Consider the following 18,530-nt stretch of genomic DNA (forward strand, 5'->3'; position numbering starts at 1 on the left):
TGTTTGGAAATTTTACTATCGCTGACCGGGTAGCATATGAGTTTATGAGAATTGATTTAAGATGCCGAAGAGAGCTTCAGGGTGGCAGGCTTGTCTCTGAAAGGGATTATGTAACTGCTTTGGGAACAAGGATCCGGGACGGTTTTTTTCATGAATTTGACTGTTATTCCCAGACGCTCAGACCTTCAGATGAACAGGGAAACGGAGCCGATGGAATTATTGTTTTCAGATATGAAAATCAGGTCAAGATTGGAGTTTTTGAAGCCAAAAGACCCCAGCTTTCTCATTTGGATTACCGCTGGGATGAGCTTTCGTCCAGGAACTTATCGCATTTTACCGAACAGATAGAGAACCAGCGTAAATGGAAGGATGTTTTTGCTGTGTGGGAGATGTTTTTAAACGAATTGCCGGACAATGATCTAAGTCCGCCTTTTGAACCTTTTGGAAGTACATGCATATGGCATTCCGATGCCTACAGATTTGCAGGAAGGAACGGGCTTTATACAAGACCTTGGAGAACAACCGATCTCAGCGCTCTGGCAGAAAAAAGCAGTATAAATATTTATAAGGTTGTATATGATATTATCAGCTGTAAGAAAGGCAGACCGCTTTCAATAAACCCTTCCGATGACAGTGTAACGGTTATCAATCCTGGAGATAATGATATAACAATGGAAGTTCCATTGCCGCTTCCCAGAGAATTAGATTATGATCCAAGAGTCGCAGCTTTCATGGAAAAAAACAGATTTGAAAGCTATACCTATTTAAATCTTTCCAAAGGATTTGACGGTAAGGTTATTTTAGAATAAGAATAGTTCAGTTCTATATTTATTAGGTAAATGATAATAAAGGCCTTGATTTTATTTACAAAGGATAGAGAAAGTCAGAAGCCCGCAAAATCGACAAGATACTTCGCGAAAACGAATGCTAAAAAGGATTCCTTTGGGAATCCTTTTTTTATTAATATTACTTATATAGTTCGATGACCTTGTGCATATCGTTCATGACGTTATGGTCTAAGACTTTTGCATAATGCTGGGTTTGTTTGATATTAGTATGGCCCATCATCGAAGAAACATTTTCAATACGTACACCGTTTCCGAGTGTAACGGTAGTGCCAAATGTATGCCTTGCCACATACCATGTGAGATGCTTTTCAATTCCACAGATATCGGCAAGCTCCTTTAGGTATGCATTCATTTTCTGGTTTGAGATGGTTGGTATCAGAGCTTTCTGCTGCCCCGAATACTTTTCGATGACTTTAAGGGCAGGAGGCAGGACAGGTACATTAGCTCTTATGGATGTCTTGGCTCTGGTGGTGATCAGCCAAAGCTCTCCATTGTTTCCTTTAAGAATATTTTCCTGAGTAAGCTTTGCAGCATCTACAGGGGCGTAACCTGTATAACAGCTAAATAGAAAAATATCCCTAACCTTGCGCAGTCTTTCAAAAGAAATGGTTTTATCCTCAATCATTTTAAGTTCGTCCTGAGTCAAAAAAACAGCATCCTTAATGCTTAATCTGCCTTGATAGACGTTAAAAGGATTTTTATCCAATAGGTCAAGTTTAATGCAATGATTGCATGCAGTTTTATATGATTTAATATATTTTACTACAGAGTTGTTTTTAATGCCCTTACGGCCTTTGTAAATGCTGTCATAAGTTAAATATTCTTCCAGGTTGTGGACAAAAGCTCCATTTACATCGGAGGTATTTATATCATTTAAATGATAATGTTTCGCGATAAAGTTTTTTAGTAGGTCTTTTGCCCTTTCATATTTCTGAAGAGAGGCTGGTGAGCGGTCTCCTGCATCAACTTTCTTTTTAAAGTAAGAGTTGTGCTTATCCATTACTTCCATCATTGTCAAAGGATTTTTTTTTGCTGAAGCTTTGCCGGAAAGTTCTTTTTTCAGCAGAGATAAAGAAACTTCAGGATCAATTTTATAAAGTTCGTTGAATTTTTTCTCTACGGCCAGCTGGAAAATATCAAGTGCATTTTTAATGACTTTTTCTTTTTCAATCTTCAATACGTTTCTCAGTTTGGCTGTTTGCTGCCATCTCTCCAGAGAAATTGATTTTCCTGTTGCGATAGCGGTTTCTTGTGTTTTAAAGCTAATTCTCGCAAAGATTGGAGCTTCACCCATTTTATTAGCTTTTTGTGCTTTGATGTAGAAAATTACTTTTACCATGACTCATCGTTTTTTCTAATTAATAAAATTGAATAAAAACTATGAGAGTCTCCTTTGTTTTAAGGTAATTCCACGGGAATTCCCAGATTTTAGTGTACCTATTTTTGAAAAAAAAGCTTCAAAAATAATGGGTACACCAGCAGGTACACTGTACTATGGTGTTTAATGTGCATTTTGACCAGCAGATACAAATAAAAAAAGCCTTTAAAAACTTAATTTTAAAGACTTTTTAACTTTTAAAGCTTCTCTCGAAACTCGTTTTGCGGAGGAAGAGGCCCCGCAGTCTTTATTTTGATCCCAGTAAACACGGGCATTAAACAGCATTTTTTAGAACAGGTACACCTATAGGTACAGTTTTTTGTAAAAGCAGAAAAACCTTTAAATCGTGAGATCTAAAGGTTTTTGTTTTTTGAAAATTTCTTTCGAAATCTCATCAAGCGGAGAAAGAGGGATTCGAACCCCCGGACCTGTTACAGTCAACAGTTTTCAAGACTGCCGCAATCGACCACTCTGCCATTTCTCCAGTATGTTGCTATCATTTCCTGATTGCGAGTGCAAATATAGAAACCTTTTTTGAGTTTCAAAACATTTTGAAGGTAAAATTCAAAACATTTTTCAGCAACATTTTTAATTATTTCATTTTCTAGTGTTTACATCAAAAATAAAATTCATTTATTTTTTTAGAATTCGACGTATTCCATGATTTCCAAACCATATCCAATCATACCGACACGTTTCGTCTGCTCTGAATTGGATAATAAACGGATGTTGGTGATGTCGATATCATGCAATATTTGTGCGCCAATACCAAAATCTTTGTTGTCCATTTTTACCTGTGGCGCCTTAAAGACTCCTTTTTCCTGTAATCCTTTTAGTTCTGTGATACGATTCAGGAGTTCAATAGGCTGGATCTCCTGATTGATGAACAGGATGGCACCTTTGCCTTCTTCATTGATACGTTGGAACATTCTTTCCAGTTTTTGGTCCGGATCGTTTGTAAGCGTACCTAAGATGTCATTATTGACTTGTGTGGAATTAATACGGGTCAATATTGATTCTCCAATATTCCAGCTTCCTTTGGTAAGGGCAAGATGGACTTGCTTATTTGTGGTTTGTACATAAGCTCTAAGTCTGAATGTACCAAAACGGGTTTCAATTTCGAAATCTTCTTTCTTTTGGATAAGACTGTCGTGCTGCATTCTGTAAGCCACCAAATCTTCGATAGAAATAATTTTCAGGTCGAATTTTTTAGCCACTTCAAAGAGCTGTGGCAAACGTGCCATAGAACCATCTTCGTTTAGGATTTCCACAAGTATTCCGGCTGGTTTTAGTCCGGCAAGACGTGCCAGGTCGATAGCAGCTTCTGTATGTCCGGTTCTTCTTAAAACACCGCCTTGTTTTGCCCTTAACGGGAAAATATGTCCCGGACGTCCCAAATCTTCCGGTTTGGTATTATCGTCAACCAAAAACTGTATGGTTTTGGCACGGTCATGTACGGAAATTCCAGTAGTACAACCATGACCTATCAAGTCAACAGAAACCGTAAATTGGGTTTCGTGTAATACCGTATTATTGGTAACCATCAGGTTGAGGTCTAATTCCTTGCAGCGGGCTTCGGTTAGCGGGGCGCAAATCAGCCCACGACCATGCGTTGCCATGAAATTAATCATTTCAGGCGTCACTTTTTCTGCAGCGGCAATAAAATCGCCTTCATTTTCACGATCTTCATCATCAACTACAATGATGATTTTTCCCTGACGGATGTCTTCAATCGCTTCTTCAATAGTATTGAGCTTTGTAATTTTATTCTCGGACATTATTTAGGTGTGTTGTTGTTTTTAATTCTGAATAATTTTTGGAATCCTTTCTGGATAGGAGAGAGGATAATATCCATATTAATCAATCCGATGTCGTTTGTAGCCCTGTAAGTCAGTAAGACGGCTAAAGGGGACAAAATAAATGAGGACATCCAGGAACCCAAAAATGGTGGAATTCCGTTTTCCTGAGCCAGTTTTCGGCCAAAGGTATTGATAAAATGGAAGGTGATAAAAATGAGGACGGCAAATACGATTGGCAATCCCAATCCTCCTTTTCGGATAATCGCGCCAAGAGGAGCTCCGATAAAGAACATCAATATACAGGAAAAAGCAATGACAAATTTTTCATACAAAGCCAGCCAGTGGTTATTGATGTTTTTTTGCTTTAATTCCATTTCCTGTTTTGTGCCTTCAATAGAGAATTTAGCGCTTTCAAGGTTACTTATTGCAATTTCCAATGCTCTTGATTTGTCGGCTGTTGATAAAATGCTTAAAGGATCTGTTATGTTAGAATCTTTTTTAGGTTTGCTGATGGCAGCTGCTGCATTTGGATCTCTAAAATTAATAATCCCGCTTCTCTGGTAAATATTTTCTGCAAAGGAAACCAAATCCTTATTGAAGTTTTTATGAAGTGAATCCAGAGTGTAAGTAAGTTCACTTACATTAAGCATGGCATTGGTATTCGTAATATTCGATTCATCTTCCACCGTATTCAGTTTGGACAAATCGATGTTGATGATGTCCTTTTTAAAGGAAGCTTTTACAAAAGGCACTCTGTTGCGCTCTTCGTATTTCTTAGGGATAATATTTTCGTAATAATTGCCGTCAAACAAAATCATTTGCAGCATGGTAGATTCTTCCTGATTTACCAATAAGCCATTTTTGGCCTTGATGACAATATTGTTTCCAATACCATTCGCCGCTTTTTTGTGAATAGTTACTCCGCTCAATTTTTCGCCTTTGTCTCCCGATTTTTTGTTGACTTTGATATTGTAATCGCCTACGTCACTAAATTGTCCTTCTGCAATAGCCATAGCAGGTTTGGTCTGGACAATGTCTCTACGAAGATTCAGGAACTTATATTCTGCTGACGGAATAATATTGTTGGCAAAAAAGAAGGCTATGATACTTAAAAAGACAATAAATACCATCAGGCTTTTCATCGCTCTCTGGAGCGAAATTCCTGAAGATTTCATGGCAGCAAATTCATAGTTCTCTGCGAGGTTCCCGAAGGTCATGATAGAGGCCAGTAATATGGAAAGCGGCAATACCAAAGGAATCATCTTAGGAGAATAGAACAAAAGGAATTTTACGATTAGAAGAACATCCAAATCTTTTCCGGCCAATTCTGCAATAAAAAGCCAAACTGCCTGTAGGATAAAAATGAAAAAGAGGATTACAAAAACCGTAGCTAATGTCTTCAGAAATGTCGTTAAAATGTATCTGTCAAGAATTTTCACCGATGTATCAATCTAGTTTGTTGATATAGTAATTAGGGTATTTACTTTCCGCAAAGGTAAATTGATTTTTTGATAATGGCTGATTGGTTTTAAAAGAATTAACAGTGATTGTAGTTTTTGAGCCGTTCTTTCCTATTTCCATAAGATTGTAGATATGTTTGGTCTGAACATCAATACCCAAATAGATTTCTTTTCTTTCGTCTTTAGAGCTTGTTGGAACCAGCTTCACATATTGGATTTTTCTACCGCGAACGTTTTGCAGGATGTCCCAGGAATATTTGAATCCGTGATTGAAAAAAGTCAGCATTTTGGATGGCGTTACCGCATCTTCTTCATTTTCGTCAAATTTTGAAATGCTTATTTCTTCATCTTCGGGAACAATATTATATATTTTTTTTCCGTCATAAATTTTGGTCACTCCCATGAAGTTCAGGACATATTTATTGCCCTGCATGATAACATTTCCTTTGCTTTCCTGATTCAGGTTTTCCTTTGGATTGGTAAGGGAATATTTAAAGTCAATAGCAATATTATCATAGCTTTTTACTTTGGCAGATACTTCATCCAGCAGATTTCTGGCTTTTTGGCTGTTCTGCGCCTGAAAGGTAAAGGAGATAAAAAATAATGCAATAACGGGTAATAACCTTTTCATTTTAAAAATCATTTTGCTCATTGTTAAAGAATTGGTCAAGAGAATTCAAGTCAGGAATATTAACGGTTCTGGCTTTACTTCCTTCAAAAGGGCCAACAATTCCGGCGGCTTCCAATTGGTCAATTAATCTTCCGGCACGGTTATAGCCCAGTTTCAGCTTGCGCTGTAATAAGGAGGCTGAACCTTGCTGTGCTGTAACAATGATTTCGGCAGCTTCCCTGAACATGGAATCTCTTTCGCTAATATCCACATCAAGTTTAATGCCATTTTCTTCTCCGATGTACTCGGGAAGCAGGTATGCGTTAGGATAGGCTTTTTGTGCACCTATAAATTCGGTTATTTTTTCTACTTCCGGAGTGTCTACAAAGGCACACTGCACACGGATAACGTCATTTCCGTTGGTATATAGTAAATCTCCACGGCCAATAAGCTGGTCGGCACCCTGAGTGTCCAGAATAGTTCTGGAATCGATTTTTGAAGTAACACGGAAAGCAATCCTTGCAGGGAAGTTTGCTTTGATTATACCTGTAATAACGTTAACGGATGGTCGTTGCGTTGCAATAATCAAATGGATTCCGATGGCCCTTGCCAACTGTGCCAGTCTTGCAATAGGAGTTTCGACTTCCTTGCCGGCTGTCATAATAAGATCAGCAAATTCATCGACGACCAAAACGATATAAGGCAAAAACCGGTGTCCGTTTTCAGGATTTAATTTTCTTAATTTAAACTTTTCGTTGTATTCTTTAATATTACGCACCATTGCGTCTTTTAATAAAGAATAACGGTTATCCATTTCAACGCAAAGGGAATTTAGTGTATTGATTACTTTGGCATTATCTGTTATGATGGCTTCTTCCGTATCAGGAAGTTTGGCCAGGTAATGGCGTTCTATTTTATTGAATAGCGTAAGCTCGACTTTTTTAGGGTCTACCAAAACAAATTTTACTTCCGCCGGGTGTTTTTTGTAAAGCAATGACGTCAATACGGCATTTAAACCGACAGATTTTCCTTGTCCGGTAGCACCCGCCATTAAAAGGTGAGGCATTTTTGCCAAATCGACAACAAATGTTTCGTTGGAAATTGTTTTACCAAGTGCAATAGGAAGTTCCATTTCGGCTTCCTGGAATTTTGCAGCCCCAATAACGCTTTTCATAGAAACCATAGTCGGATTCTTGTTAGGCACTTCGATACCAATTGTTCCTTTTCCCGGAATAGGCGCAATGATACGGATTCCCAAAGCAGATAATGATAAGGCAATATCGTCTTCCAAACTTTTGATTTTTGAAATTCGGATACCGGCTTCCGGAACAATTTCATATAATGTTACAGAAGGACCAACCGTAGCTTTGATTTGGGCAATTTCTATTTTATAGTTTCGTAAGGTTTCAACAATCCTGTTTTTGTTTTCTTCAAGCTCTTCCTGATTGATTGTAATTCCACCATTTGAATATTCTTTCAGGAGGTCCAGTGTTGGGAATTTGTAATTCGACAGGTCTAAAGTAGGGTCGAATTCTCCAAAATCGGCAACCAGTTTTGAAGCCAGGTTTTCTATAACCGTATCTTCATCAGCAAATTTTTCAATTACGAAAGCGTCGTCGTTTGTTTCTATAATTTCCGGTTCGTGCGAATGTACCGGAGCTACCGGAGGCTTGACGATTGGCTCGATGGTAATATGTGAAGGATTATTGATGGTAGGTTTTAGCGCTTCCTTATTGATTTCAAATTGGGAAAGCGGTTTTAGGGTAGGTTCTTCAATTTCCTCGTCCTCTTCTTCAATAATATCTTCTTCTTCGATAATATCCTCTTCCAAAATTTCGTCTGTCAGTTCCTGTACGGCTACAGGAGCTGCAACAGATTCAGCCACGGCTCTTTCTTCTGCTTTTCTCTTTTTTTCCTCGAAATAGTTTTTGATAGCATCCGGCGAAACTTTCATTTTGAAAATCAGGTAAACAAGCAATCCAAAAACCAATAGGAGTAGGGTACCGGCTTTTCCAAGATAATCCTGCATGAAAAGATTCATTTCAAAGCCAATAACACCTCCCAGTTCAGGTAGGAAATCGGCAAAGAATCCAAATAATATGGAAATGATGATAATGGCAAACAAATCCCAAAACCAGGTGTTTTTAAGTTTTTTTACAGGCAAATCTAAAATAAGATACATTCCGGTTATGAAGAATAACCGTACCAAAAGAAATGAGGCTACACCAAATCCCTGGTATAAGAATAAATTGGCAAGGTAAGCGCCAAATTTACCTAACCAGTTTTGAACTTCTACGGAGCGGTCTGCCAATGCATCCACAGCGCTCTGGTCGTATTGACCGTATAGGAAAAAGGATATAAAAGCCAGCAAAAGGGCAACAGAAAACAAGACTAATAAAGCTCCGAAGATTACTTTGTGTTGTCTTGTCAATTTCCATGTTTTTTTCTCAGAAGACTGAGAATCCTTCTTGCCGGGAGTTTCTTTTTTTGTCGTTTTAGCCATTAAAAGAGGAGATGATTAGATGTAAAAATAAATAAATTTTCTACAAATTTTGAAATTTCGGTATATATATAATGAGGCCGACAGCGATGGCGGCTACCGCAGCAAAAAACACGGCTCCGGCAGCAACATCTTTTATAAAACCAATTTTATCATGAAAATTGGGATGAATAAAATCGGCTATTTTTTCCACAGCCGTATTCAATCCTTCGATACTTAAGACCAGCCCAATTGCCATTGTCTGGAATAGCCATTCCGTTTTGGAAATATTAAAATAGAATCCGGCAATTGTGATTGCAATTCCCAGAAAGAATTGGACCATAACGCTATGTTCGGTTGAAATTAGTTTGTAAGCACCACGAATAGCATACTTAAAACTTTTTAGCCGCCCGGTTACAAAAGAATGGTCTGTCTTCATATTTGTATTATAATTTAAAGTACGGCCAATGCACTTTCATAATCCGGCTCGTTGGCAATTTCAGAAACCTGTTCTGTATGCAGCACAGTACCGTTTTCGTCAAGAACAATAACCACACGGGAGTGCAGGCCTTGCAAAGTGCTATCTGCAATTTCCAATCCGTAGGCTTTTCCAAAACTTCCATCTCTGAAATCAGAAAGGCAGATTACATTATCCAGTCCTTCAGCACCACAGAATCGTTTCTGAGCAAATGGAAGGTCTCTTGAAATACAAAGTACAGTAGTATTCTCCAAACTGCTTGCCTTAGCATTAAAACTTCTGACAGAAGTAGCACAAGTGGCTGTATCGATACTAGGGAAAATGTTCAGCACTAATTTTTTTCCTGCAAAATCAGATAGGGATACAACGCCTAAATCTTTATTTACTAATTTGAAATCAGGTGCTTTTGAACCTACTTTAGGTAATTCACCGCTTATTTTTATTGGATTTCCTCCTAATGTTACTGTTGCCATTTTTTTAAATTTTATAAGGTTCAAAAGTATGAAAAATATATTTGTTAAAAGGAGTGATGTTAAAAAACTCTCATGGTATATGGAACCGGCGGGGATTTGGTGACGGCTGGAAAAGTGATTTGAAATGTTTGAATTGGTGATATAGAGCTGCTCTCAATTCGGGTTTGTAGCAGTGAATCAATATAAAAAGCCCATTGCAACAGCAATGGGCTTTGGACAGAATTATTTATTTGCGCTTACGATTTTGTTTAGCTTCTAATTTTTGTTTTATTTTTTCTTGTTTCTTTTCTTTTAAATCAACTGTCGGAGCTTTTAAATTTTTTCCTTTAGCCATGATAATAACTTTTTAAATGTTATGAAATAAAATTCTTGTATCAGGGGAATATAAAACCTATAGAAAAATATACCTGCGAGTAAGCGGCGGGCATAGCAATGCCCACTAAAAAATTAGCGGTATAGATTCAGGTTTTTAAGCACACTCGCGGGTGCTTATAAATTCGGGAAGATGATTTTTGATTTGCGGATTAGAGACTTCTCAGCCATCAAATAGCCGGACTCTACAAGATGCGGTATCTGTAGAATAGAAAAACTTTTTATTGGAAACATTTCACCTGTCATAACAAAAAAGAAACTTTCTAAGCTTACCCTACAAACATATTGTTTTTTAGGAACATTTCAAACTTTAAAAACTATAGTAGCACTTTATGAAAATACAGAAGTAATAAACAAAAAAAAGCCCCCGTAAAGAGAGCAAATTTTATAAGGCAAAAAGGATTTATTTGTCAATGGAACCAAGAACCCGCTGCATAAACTTATTGAGCGCTTCCTTTTTATCTGTACCGTCTTTAATCATCTTGTTGACTTCAAGAGCACCGTACATATTAGAAATCAATTCCCCGATAACATCCAGTTCTTCATCCTTGAGTGACGGGACTTCGGTCAAAGCTTCAAGCACTTCGATGGTTTCAATTATATAATCCTGGTCATTTTCTTCAATAAATTGAGTCAGATGTTTGATAACGGGTAATTTCATGTTTGATTTCTTAAATTTTTAATGGTTCAATTAAGCTATTTCATTTACCAATTCTGATAAAACTTCTGCTTTATTTGTTTGCGTCTGGTTTACCAACTGTCCGTTTACGAAAGTCGCAAAAGTAGGCAGATTGGAAACGTTGGCTAATTTTCTGGATTCCGGTGAATTTTCAGCATCTACCAAAACGAAAGTGATATTTTCGTTTTCTGAAGCCAGTTTTTTGAATTTTGGCTTCATGATACGGCAGTTTCCACACCAGGAAGCAGAATATTGCACGACAACTTTTTCGTTAGAATTTACTAAATTCTGTAGTGTGTCTTCGTTTAAATCAATTAACATAGCAATCTTTTTTTGTGTTTATAAATTGCCGTCTTTAATAATGTCATAAAGACGGCAATTGAAATTGTTATTAGTTATTCAGGTAAGAAGCAACACCTTCTCTTGTAGCAAACATCGCTTCTTTTCCTTCTTCCCAGTTAGCAGGACATACTTCACCTTTAGTTTGTACGTGAGTATAAGCATCAACTAATCTTAAGTATTCAGCAACGTTTCTTCCCAATGGCATATCGTTTACGCTTTCGTGGAAGATTTTCCCTGTCTCATCAATCAAATAAGTAGCTCTGTAAGTTACGTTTGAACCTTCGATGATTACTGAATCTGTTTCTTCGCTGTAGCTAGTAGACTCTATGTCCAAGATTCCAAGGATGTTAGCAAGGTTACGGTTAGTATCCGCTAAGATAGGATAGGTTACACCTTCGATTCCCCCGTTGCTTTTTGGTGTATTCAACCATGCAAAGTGTACTTCGTTAGTGTCGCAAGAAGCTCCGATTACGATAGTGTTTCTTTTTTCAAATTCTGGCAGTGCAGCCTGGAAGGCGTGTAGTTCTGTTGGGCAAACAAAAGTGAAATCTTTTGGATACCAGAACAATAATACTTTTTTGTTATTGTTTACTGCTTCTTCAAAAATGTTGATTTTTAGATTATCACCCATTTCTGAGATAGCATCTACTGCAATGCTTGGGAATTTTTTTCCTACTAATGACATAATATATTTGGTTTAAAAGTTATTTTTTTATTTGATGCAAAACTACACTTATGATTTACTTTCACACATAGAAAATTATTATATATATTTATTTATCGATAGTTTAAGGCTATTGTTTTGGGTAGGCTGAGAATCTTCTAATTTTTGATTTCTATTTTTATTGAATTCGCAGTTTTGGCATTTTTCTTTTTCATAAATCCTATTATTAAGTTTGGTTTTATATATTTGTTTTTGGTTAAATTTTAAACCACAGAAATAGATTCTTCACAAAATCAATTAAATACGCACTTCCATATATGAGTTTTTCCAGTTTATTCAGAAAGAAAACAGTACAGGATATTTTAAAGCAGGTTGAAAAAAACGAAATAGACGGACACAGTTCATTAGGAAAACACCTGACAGCCAGAGACCTGACGGCTTTTGGAATTGCAGCCATAGTTGGTGCCGGAATTTTCAGTACTATTGGAAAAGCCAGTGCTGATGGTGGTCCGGCAGTTATCTTTTTATTCTTGTTTACGGCCTTAGCCTGTAGTTTTGCAGCCTTTGCCTATGCTGAATTTGCTTCAATGGTGCCTGTTTCAGGTAGCGCCTATACGTATTCTTATGTTGCTTTTGGGGAATTGATAGCCTGGATTATTGGTTGGGCACTGATTATGGAATATGCCATCGGGAATATTACCGTAGCCATATCGTGGAGTGATTATTTCACCGGACTGCTCGAAAGCGGTGGTCTCCATCTGCCGCAATGGATACAGATGGATTATCTCACAGCTTCTAACGGCTATGCAGAAGCAACTGCCTTAATGCAGGGCGGGAAATCATTCGCCAATCTGGATGCAGGATTACAGGATGCTTATACAGCCTGGACAACTTCGCCTGTAATAGGTTCTTTTCATCTGGTAACAGATATTCCTGCCTTATTCATCATCGTTTTGATAACTGCTTTGGTATACAGAGGAATGAAAGAATCCAGAAATGCCAGTAACCTGATGGTTGTTGTCAAGCTATGTGTCATACTTTTGGTAATTGCTGTAGGTGTTTTTTATGTAGATACGGAAAATTGGAACCCGTTTGCTCCTAATGGGGTGAATGGCGTACTGAAAGGAGTTTCTGCTGTGTTTTTTGCCTATATTGGTTTTGACGCTATTTCTACTACGGCTGAAGAATGTAAGAATCCGCAGCGTGACCTTCCTAGAGGAATGATGTGGGCTATTATTATATGTACAATTCTGTATATTGCTATTGCGCTGGTATTAACTGGTATGGTAAAATACAATTCCCTGAATGTAGGTGACCCTTTGGCTTTTGTGTTTGAAAAGCTGGATTTGAAGTGGATGTCAGGAATTATAGCGGTAAGTGCCGTTGTAGCTATGGCCAGCGTATTGTTGGTATTTCAGATGGGACAGCCAAGAATCTGGATGAGCATGAGCCGCGATGGTTTGTTGCCACAGAAATTTTCAAGAGTGCATCCTAAATTCAAGACGCCATCTTTTGCAACCATCGTAACCGGTTTCGTGGTTGCTATTCCGGCTCTTTTCCTAAACCTGACCATGGTTACTGATTTGTGCAGTATAGGAACATTATTTGCTTTTGTACTTGTTTGTACGGGTGTACTTGTATTGCAGAACAAACCAAATATTCCACGAGGGAAGTTCAAAACGCCTTATATCAATTCCAAATACATCGTTCCTGTTTTACTGCTTGCAGGTATTGTTTATTCGTTTACCTACAACAAAAAGAACACGATGGATTTTATAACGAATGTACCGCAGATTAACAGTCCGGCTTCCATCGTTACTTCTCTTAATAAAGCTGAAACGGAAGAAGTATATAAATTTCTGGTTGAAAATCACAAAGAAAGGGTATTTAATAAGACTACGGATTTAGAGCAGATACTAAGCGATTTTCAGGAAAATGAAACAGAATACATTGCTGTTGTAGAATCGCTTCCCATAGATAAATCATTGAAATATGAAACAGGTTTTGCCTTATTCAAGCACAAAATACCGATGTGGATTTTCCTTACCGTTTTGGTAGGACTGGCTGTGTGGGCATTCCGCCAAAATCTATCACTCATTCCATTATTGGGATTAATTTGCTGTTTGTATATGATGGCAGAATTAAGTGTCTGGAACTGGATTTACTTCTTTATCTGGCTGTTAGTTGGATTGGCAATTTACTTTGGCTATAGCAGAAAACACAGCAAACTGAATTTTATAAAGGAGAATTAAAGATAAAAAGAAAGCCGGCTGATTAAGCCGGCTTTCTTTTTATTAATGGAAATTATTTTTTCAAATACAGGAAGAAATAATCTGCAATCTTTTGATTCAAGTGGATTCTGTCTCTACCGCTAACATTGTGTTCGTGCGTAGGGTATAAGAAATAATCAACCTGTTTTCCTTCTTTGATACACGCCTGGATAAATTCCATGCTGTTTTGCTGTACAACAACCGGGTCTTGTGCTCCGTGAATCATTAACAGATGCCCTTTCAATTGTTTGGCTTTGTTGATAACGCTTGCTTTTTCATAACCTTCAGGGTTTTCCTGCGGCATATCCATATATCTTTCACCATACATTACTTCATAGTATTTCCAGTCGCAAACAGGACCTCCGGCAACGCCTACTTTGAAAACGTCATTATGGTTCAAAAGGAGGGAAGTAGTCATAAAACCTCCAAAACTCCATCCGTAAACCCCGATTCTGTCCTGGTCAACAAAACTTTTTGATTTAAGAAATTCGATTCCTTTCATCTGGTCTGCCATTTCGTTTTGTCCCAGATTTCTGTGAATAACATGCTCAAAATCTCTTCCGCGTGCATCACTTCCTCTGTTATCGACCGTAAAGACTACAAATTCATTTTGTGCCATAAAGAAATCAAACAGACCCGCTCCACCAAGCCATTCATTTTGTACCAACTGTGCATGAGGTCCGCCATAAACATATACCATTACAGGATATTTTTTAGTAGCATCAAAATTAGCAGGATAAATCAAACGACCATTCAAAGGTGTTTTGCCATCGGCAGCAGTTATTTTTACCAATTCCATTTTTGGAAGATTTGTTTTTCCCAGGTAAGGATTGGTTGCTTTAATCAGATTGGTTGATTTGTTTGTTTTTAAATTTACAATGGCCACTTCATTAGGAGTAGTCACATTGGTAAATTGGTCGAGCAATAAGGTTCCGTCACTGCTAATGCTACCGGCATGCATTCCGGATGTAGTTGTCAATTGTGTTGTTTTGCCTGATTTCAAATCCACTTTAAAAAACTGTCTGTCCAGACCGTTGTTTGATGTTCCGATGTAGAATACGTTCTTTCCTTCTTTATCAAAATCCAATAGGCTGGTAACCACAACATCATTATAGCCCAGTTTTCGAACCTGTTTGCCATCTGTATTGTAAAGATACAATTGCTCAAAACCGTCCTTTTCACTTCGGTATAAAAATTCTGTTGCAGAATTTGGAAGGAAAGTCAGGTCGTGTAACGGCTCCACATAAGTAGAAGCTTTTTCTTCAAATAACGTTTTTACTAAAGTTCCCGTTGAAGCATCATATTTGTTTAATTTCAAATGATTCTGCTCTCTGTTTAATACGCCAATATAAACGAATTTCCCGCTTGGGTCCCATGTAATACAGGTCAGGAACTGCTCTTTAGGTTCTCCGGTTTGCAATGTTACCGATTTCTTAGCATTTACATCATAAACCACAAGAGTTACTTCCTCACTTTTCATACCCGCCATTGGGTATTTGATATTTTTATTGGCCGCAATTCGCGCACTAAAATCAGTAAGCGGATAATCGGCAACCATTGTTTCATCTTTTCGGTAATAAGCCAGCTTGTCATTTTTTGGACTCCACCACATTCCACGGTTGATTCCAAATTCCTGTCTGTGTGTATAATCGCTTCCGTTTACTATTCCGGCATTTTCATCAGAAGTAACGTTAGTTGTCTGCCCTGAATTGGTAGTAATCTTAATGTTATTGTTATCTAGCCAGGCTGCATATTTTCCATCTGACGAAATAATCTGGTTTCTTCCATCTGAAGAAAAAGCAATGCCATTTCTGACTTCTTTTTTATCAACATCAAATTGGATAAGATATTTGGAGTTCTTTCCGTCTACTTCAAATTCCAATGTGCTTTTGTCAATCCACGTATAAGAATACGGGAACATTCTCAATTGAAATTCATCAGTAGAAAATTTGTTTTTCAAGGCTGTCTGAAGGTCGGCTTTTGTCAAAACAATTGTTTCTGTCCAATTGCCTTCTTCGCTTTTAGAAACCAGCTTTGAATAAGAATTATCCAGATAGGTTATGGCTTTGGTGTCTTTTCTCCATTTTGGAGCAACCAGGTTTTCAACGGCAAAGTTTCGATATTGTCCAAAAGTAGCCTCTTCAATAGTAAGGTTCTTTTGGGCATAAGCGACAATCCCAGCCAGAAGGAAAGCCGATAAAAAAGATATTTTTTTCATGTTGTTAAAATTAAAGTCGCTAATTTACTCAAAATAGTAGTCGTGGAAATGAAAGATTGTTACAAATATTCCTTAAAAAAGGTAATGCCATCTTTGACCTTATAAGATTTTGATTTTTTGAATACATAAACTAAAGATTACACGGATATTGCAGAATATTAAGATGTAGTTGATAATACATAAAACCGGTCTAATCCGCGTTCCTGATTATGCTGAAATCAAAAAGGCATGCCACAGATTGCAAAGATTATCCCAGATTTTTTAAGAGACGGATGGAAATCAGCGAAATCAGCGTCATCCGCGTTCTTAAATTATAAGTAATCAAATATATACGCCACAGATTGCATAGATTAATACAGATTTTCAAGAGATGGATGGAAATCCGTGAAATCCGTGTTATCCGCATTCCTAAAATTATGCAGAATCAAATATATGCCACCGATTACCTAGATTATCCCAGATTTTAAAATAAGTGAAAATCTGAGGAATTAGAGAAGTCAGTGTTCTAAAGAAGAAAAAAATGCCTTTATAATTCCAGATTGGAACTAAAAAGGCATCACGGTTTATTTAGGTTGGTTATTATGCTAAAGCCATAGACTTATCCAGTATTCCTAAGTCTTCCATACAGGTTCTCATCATAGAATAAGTTCTTTCAATATCATTGTCCAATCCGATTGAAAAACGGATTAATCCATCGGTCAATCCCATAGCAGCCTGTTCTTCTAAAGGAATTTCGCTTGATGTAGATGTTCCGGGAGCACTGAACAAAGTCTTGTAGAATCCTAGACTCACGGCCAGATATCCCAGATTTCGCTGTTGCATCAACTCCATCAGTTCATTTGCCTTATCAAGCGTACCTACATCAATTGTCATCATTCCTCCAAAGCCATATTCAGGATTAATCATGTTTTTGTATAATTCGTGGCTCGGATGGCTTTTTAGTCCCGGGTAGACTGTTTTCAATCCATCTTTCTCAAACTTTTCAGCAAGATAAAGAGCATTGTAGCTATGTTGTTTAATACGTATATGCAATGTTCTTAGATTTTTCATCACGCTGGCAGAACGAAGACTGTCCATTGTAGGTCCTAAAAGCATACTCGCACCATTGTTTACATTTTTCAGGCTATTCACAAATTCCTGAGAAGCACAAACAACACCGCCTACGGTATCACTACTTCCGTTAATGTATTTTGTTAAACTGTGTATTACGATATCGGCACCCAGTTTTGCAGGAGCAACAGACAATGGCGAAAAAGTATTATCGACTACCAACTTGATATTGTGTTTTTTGGCAATCTTAGCTAAACCGGCAATATCAGCCACTTCAAGAAGCGGGTTACTCACAGTTTCACAGTAAAGAACTTTAGTGTCAGGTGTAATAGAAGCTTCAACAATATCCAATTTTGTAATGTCTACAAAAGTTGTTTTGATACCAAATTTAGGAGCAAAATTCTTTAAAAAGGCATAAGTTCCTCCGTAAATAGTTCTGCTGGAAACAATATGGTCACCATTTCCGCACAATTGCAATAAGGTTGGTGTAATCGCACCCATACCGGAAGCCGCTACATTTGCAGATTCTGTACCTTCCATAGCAGCCAGAGCCTTGTCGAGATACAGGTTGCTTGGAGAGGAATGGCGTGAATACAGGTAACACCCTTCAGCATTGCCTTCAAAAGTGTCGAACATTGTTTTTGCCGATAAAAAAGTATAAGTAGAAGAATCAGATATAGAAGGGTTTACGCCTCCAAATTCTCCAAAATATTGTAAGTCCTGAATATTGTCTGCCGGATTAAAATCTTTCATAATATAATGATAGTTAATAGTAAAATAAAAACCAAAAAAACAATCAAATAAGTAAAAAATCAATTATATATTTAAAATTTAGAATATTAAACTATAAATTATAATTTTGATAGTTTTTTAATCTGAATTGTATTGTAAAATATTATATCAACCGAAAATCCATCAATTATGACATTAGATACTATTGACAAAAAACTTTTAAAACTGCTGCAGGAGGATTCCAAGCGTACTACCAAAGAACTTTCCCTAAAGCTGGACCTTTCCGTTACAGCCGTTTATGAACGTATAAAAAAACTGGAAAGGGAAGGAATCATAAAAAAATATGTAGCTCTTCTTGACAGAAATACTATCCAAAAAGGATTTGTTGTTTTTTGCCACTTGAAATTGATGCAGCACACCAAAGAATTTATTTCGCAATTTGAAAAAGAGGTCGTACAGCTCAATGAAGTTCTCGAATGTTTTCATGTGAGCGGTGATTATGACTACATACTTAAAATTTGTGTGGAAAATATGGAAGAATACAGGGAATTTATGGTTACGAAGCTTACAAGTCTGCAGCATATTGGCAGTACGCACAGTATGTTTATGATTGGAGAAGTCAAGAATACTACTGCTTTTGTCTTTTGATTTCAAAAAGCTAAATAAATGCTAATGTAC

At 37.3% G+C, this 18,530-nt stretch carries 15 protein-coding genes and 1 tRNA gene; 3 read left to right on the forward strand and 13 right to left on the reverse strand.

Annotated features, from left to right (window positions below):
• Positions 1-44 precede the first annotated feature (44 nt).
• Positions 45-809 (forward strand): hypothetical protein, encoded by a 765-nt coding sequence (locus ASG38_RS02185; RefSeq protein ID WP_235498547.1) that lies wholly within the window; start codon positions 45-47, stop codon positions 807-809.
• Between the two features lie 157 nt (positions 810-966).
• Here ASG38_RS02185 and ASG38_RS02190 read toward each other — a convergent pair whose 3' ends face one another.
• The 11 genes from ASG38_RS02190 to ASG38_RS02240 form a co-directional block, all read right to left on the reverse strand.
• Positions 967-2,187 (reverse strand): site-specific integrase, encoded by a 1,221-nt coding sequence (locus tag ASG38_RS02190; RefSeq protein WP_056066490.1) that lies wholly within the window; start codon positions 2,185-2,187, stop codon positions 967-969.
• A 438-nt stretch (positions 2,188-2,625) separates the two neighbouring features.
• Positions 2,626-2,710, reverse strand: a tRNA-Ser gene (locus tag ASG38_RS02195).
• A gap of 157 nt (positions 2,711-2,867) precedes the next feature.
• Positions 2,868-4,004, reverse strand: coding sequence for a 3,4-dihydroxy-2-butanone-4-phosphate synthase (ribB, locus tag ASG38_RS02200; protein WP_056066492.1), 1,137 nt, complete (start codon positions 4,002-4,004; stop codon positions 2,868-2,870).
• Positions 4,004-5,464: an LptF/LptG family permease gene (locus tag ASG38_RS02205; RefSeq protein WP_056066494.1), complete on the reverse strand. Its 1,461-nt coding sequence runs from the start codon at positions 5,462-5,464 to the stop codon at positions 4,004-4,006. The genes ribB and ASG38_RS02205 overlap by 1 nt, the downstream gene beginning before the upstream one ends.
• A 7-nt stretch (positions 5,465-5,471) precedes the next feature.
• The gene (locus tag ASG38_RS02210) at positions 5,472-6,116 is read right to left on the reverse strand and encodes an outer membrane lipoprotein carrier protein LolA (RefSeq protein ID WP_235498549.1); all 645 of its coding nucleotides are present in this window, start codon (positions 6,114-6,116) and stop codon (positions 5,472-5,474) included.
• 1 nt (position 6,117) lies between these two features.
• On the reverse strand, positions 6,118-8,598 hold the full coding sequence (locus ASG38_RS02215) for a DNA translocase FtsK (protein ID WP_056066500.1): 2,481 nt from the start codon (positions 8,596-8,598) through the stop codon (positions 6,118-6,120).
• Between the two features lie 40 nt (positions 8,599-8,638).
• Positions 8,639-9,013: a diacylglycerol kinase family protein gene (locus tag ASG38_RS02220; protein WP_056066505.1), complete on the reverse strand. Its 375-nt coding sequence runs from the start codon at positions 9,011-9,013 to the stop codon at positions 8,639-8,641.
• A 14-nt stretch (positions 9,014-9,027) separates the two neighbouring features.
• On the reverse strand, positions 9,028-9,525 hold the full coding sequence (gene tpx / locus ASG38_RS02225; RefSeq protein ID WP_056066507.1) for a thiol peroxidase: 498 nt from the start codon (positions 9,523-9,525) through the stop codon (positions 9,028-9,030).
• A gap of 775 nt (positions 9,526-10,300) precedes the next feature.
• Positions 10,301-10,558, reverse strand: coding sequence for a hypothetical protein (locus ASG38_RS02230; protein ID WP_056066510.1), 258 nt, complete (start codon positions 10,556-10,558; stop codon positions 10,301-10,303).
• A gap of 30 nt (positions 10,559-10,588) precedes the next feature.
• On the reverse strand, positions 10,589-10,897 hold the full coding sequence (locus ASG38_RS02235; RefSeq protein ID WP_056066513.1) for a co-chaperone YbbN: 309 nt from the start codon (positions 10,895-10,897) through the stop codon (positions 10,589-10,591).
• Between the two features lie 70 nt (positions 10,898-10,967).
• Positions 10,968-11,603 carry a peroxiredoxin gene (locus tag ASG38_RS02240; RefSeq protein ID WP_056066516.1) on the reverse strand — a complete coding sequence of 212 codons (636 nt, stop codon included), beginning with the start codon at positions 11,601-11,603 and terminating at the stop codon, positions 10,968-10,970.
• Between the two features lie 296 nt (positions 11,604-11,899).
• Here ASG38_RS02240 and ASG38_RS02245 point away from each other — a divergent pair, with 296 nt between their 5' ends.
• A complete protein-coding gene (locus ASG38_RS02245; protein WP_056066519.1) occupies positions 11,900-13,834 on the forward strand; it encodes an amino acid permease in 1,935 nt (644 codons plus the stop codon).
• Positions 13,835-13,886: 52 nt separating this feature from the next.
• Here the strand turns inward: ASG38_RS02245 and ASG38_RS02250 are convergent, their stop codons facing one another.
• Together ASG38_RS02250 and ASG38_RS02255 are read right to left on the reverse strand one after the other, a co-directional pair.
• On the reverse strand, positions 13,887-16,070 hold the full coding sequence (locus ASG38_RS02250; protein ID WP_056066522.1) for a DPP IV N-terminal domain-containing protein: 2,184 nt from the start codon (positions 16,068-16,070) through the stop codon (positions 13,887-13,889).
• Positions 16,071-16,649: 579 nt separating this feature from the next.
• The gene (locus ASG38_RS02255; protein ID WP_056066525.1) at positions 16,650-17,873 is read right to left on the reverse strand and encodes an aminotransferase class V-fold PLP-dependent enzyme; all 1,224 of its coding nucleotides are present in this window, start codon (positions 17,871-17,873) and stop codon (positions 16,650-16,652) included.
• A gap of 168 nt (positions 17,874-18,041) precedes the next feature.
• Here ASG38_RS02255 and ASG38_RS02260 point away from each other — a divergent pair, with 168 nt between their 5' ends.
• Positions 18,042-18,500, forward strand: a complete 459-nt coding sequence (locus ASG38_RS02260) for an Lrp/AsnC family transcriptional regulator (protein ID WP_056066528.1) — start codon at positions 18,042-18,044, stop codon at positions 18,498-18,500.
• Positions 18,501-18,530: the final 30 nt, after the last annotated feature.

Source organism: Flavobacterium sp. Leaf359 (assembly GCF_001423985.1).
Taxonomy (GTDB): Bacteria; Bacteroidota; Bacteroidia; order Flavobacteriales; family Flavobacteriaceae; genus Flavobacterium; species Flavobacterium lindanitolerans.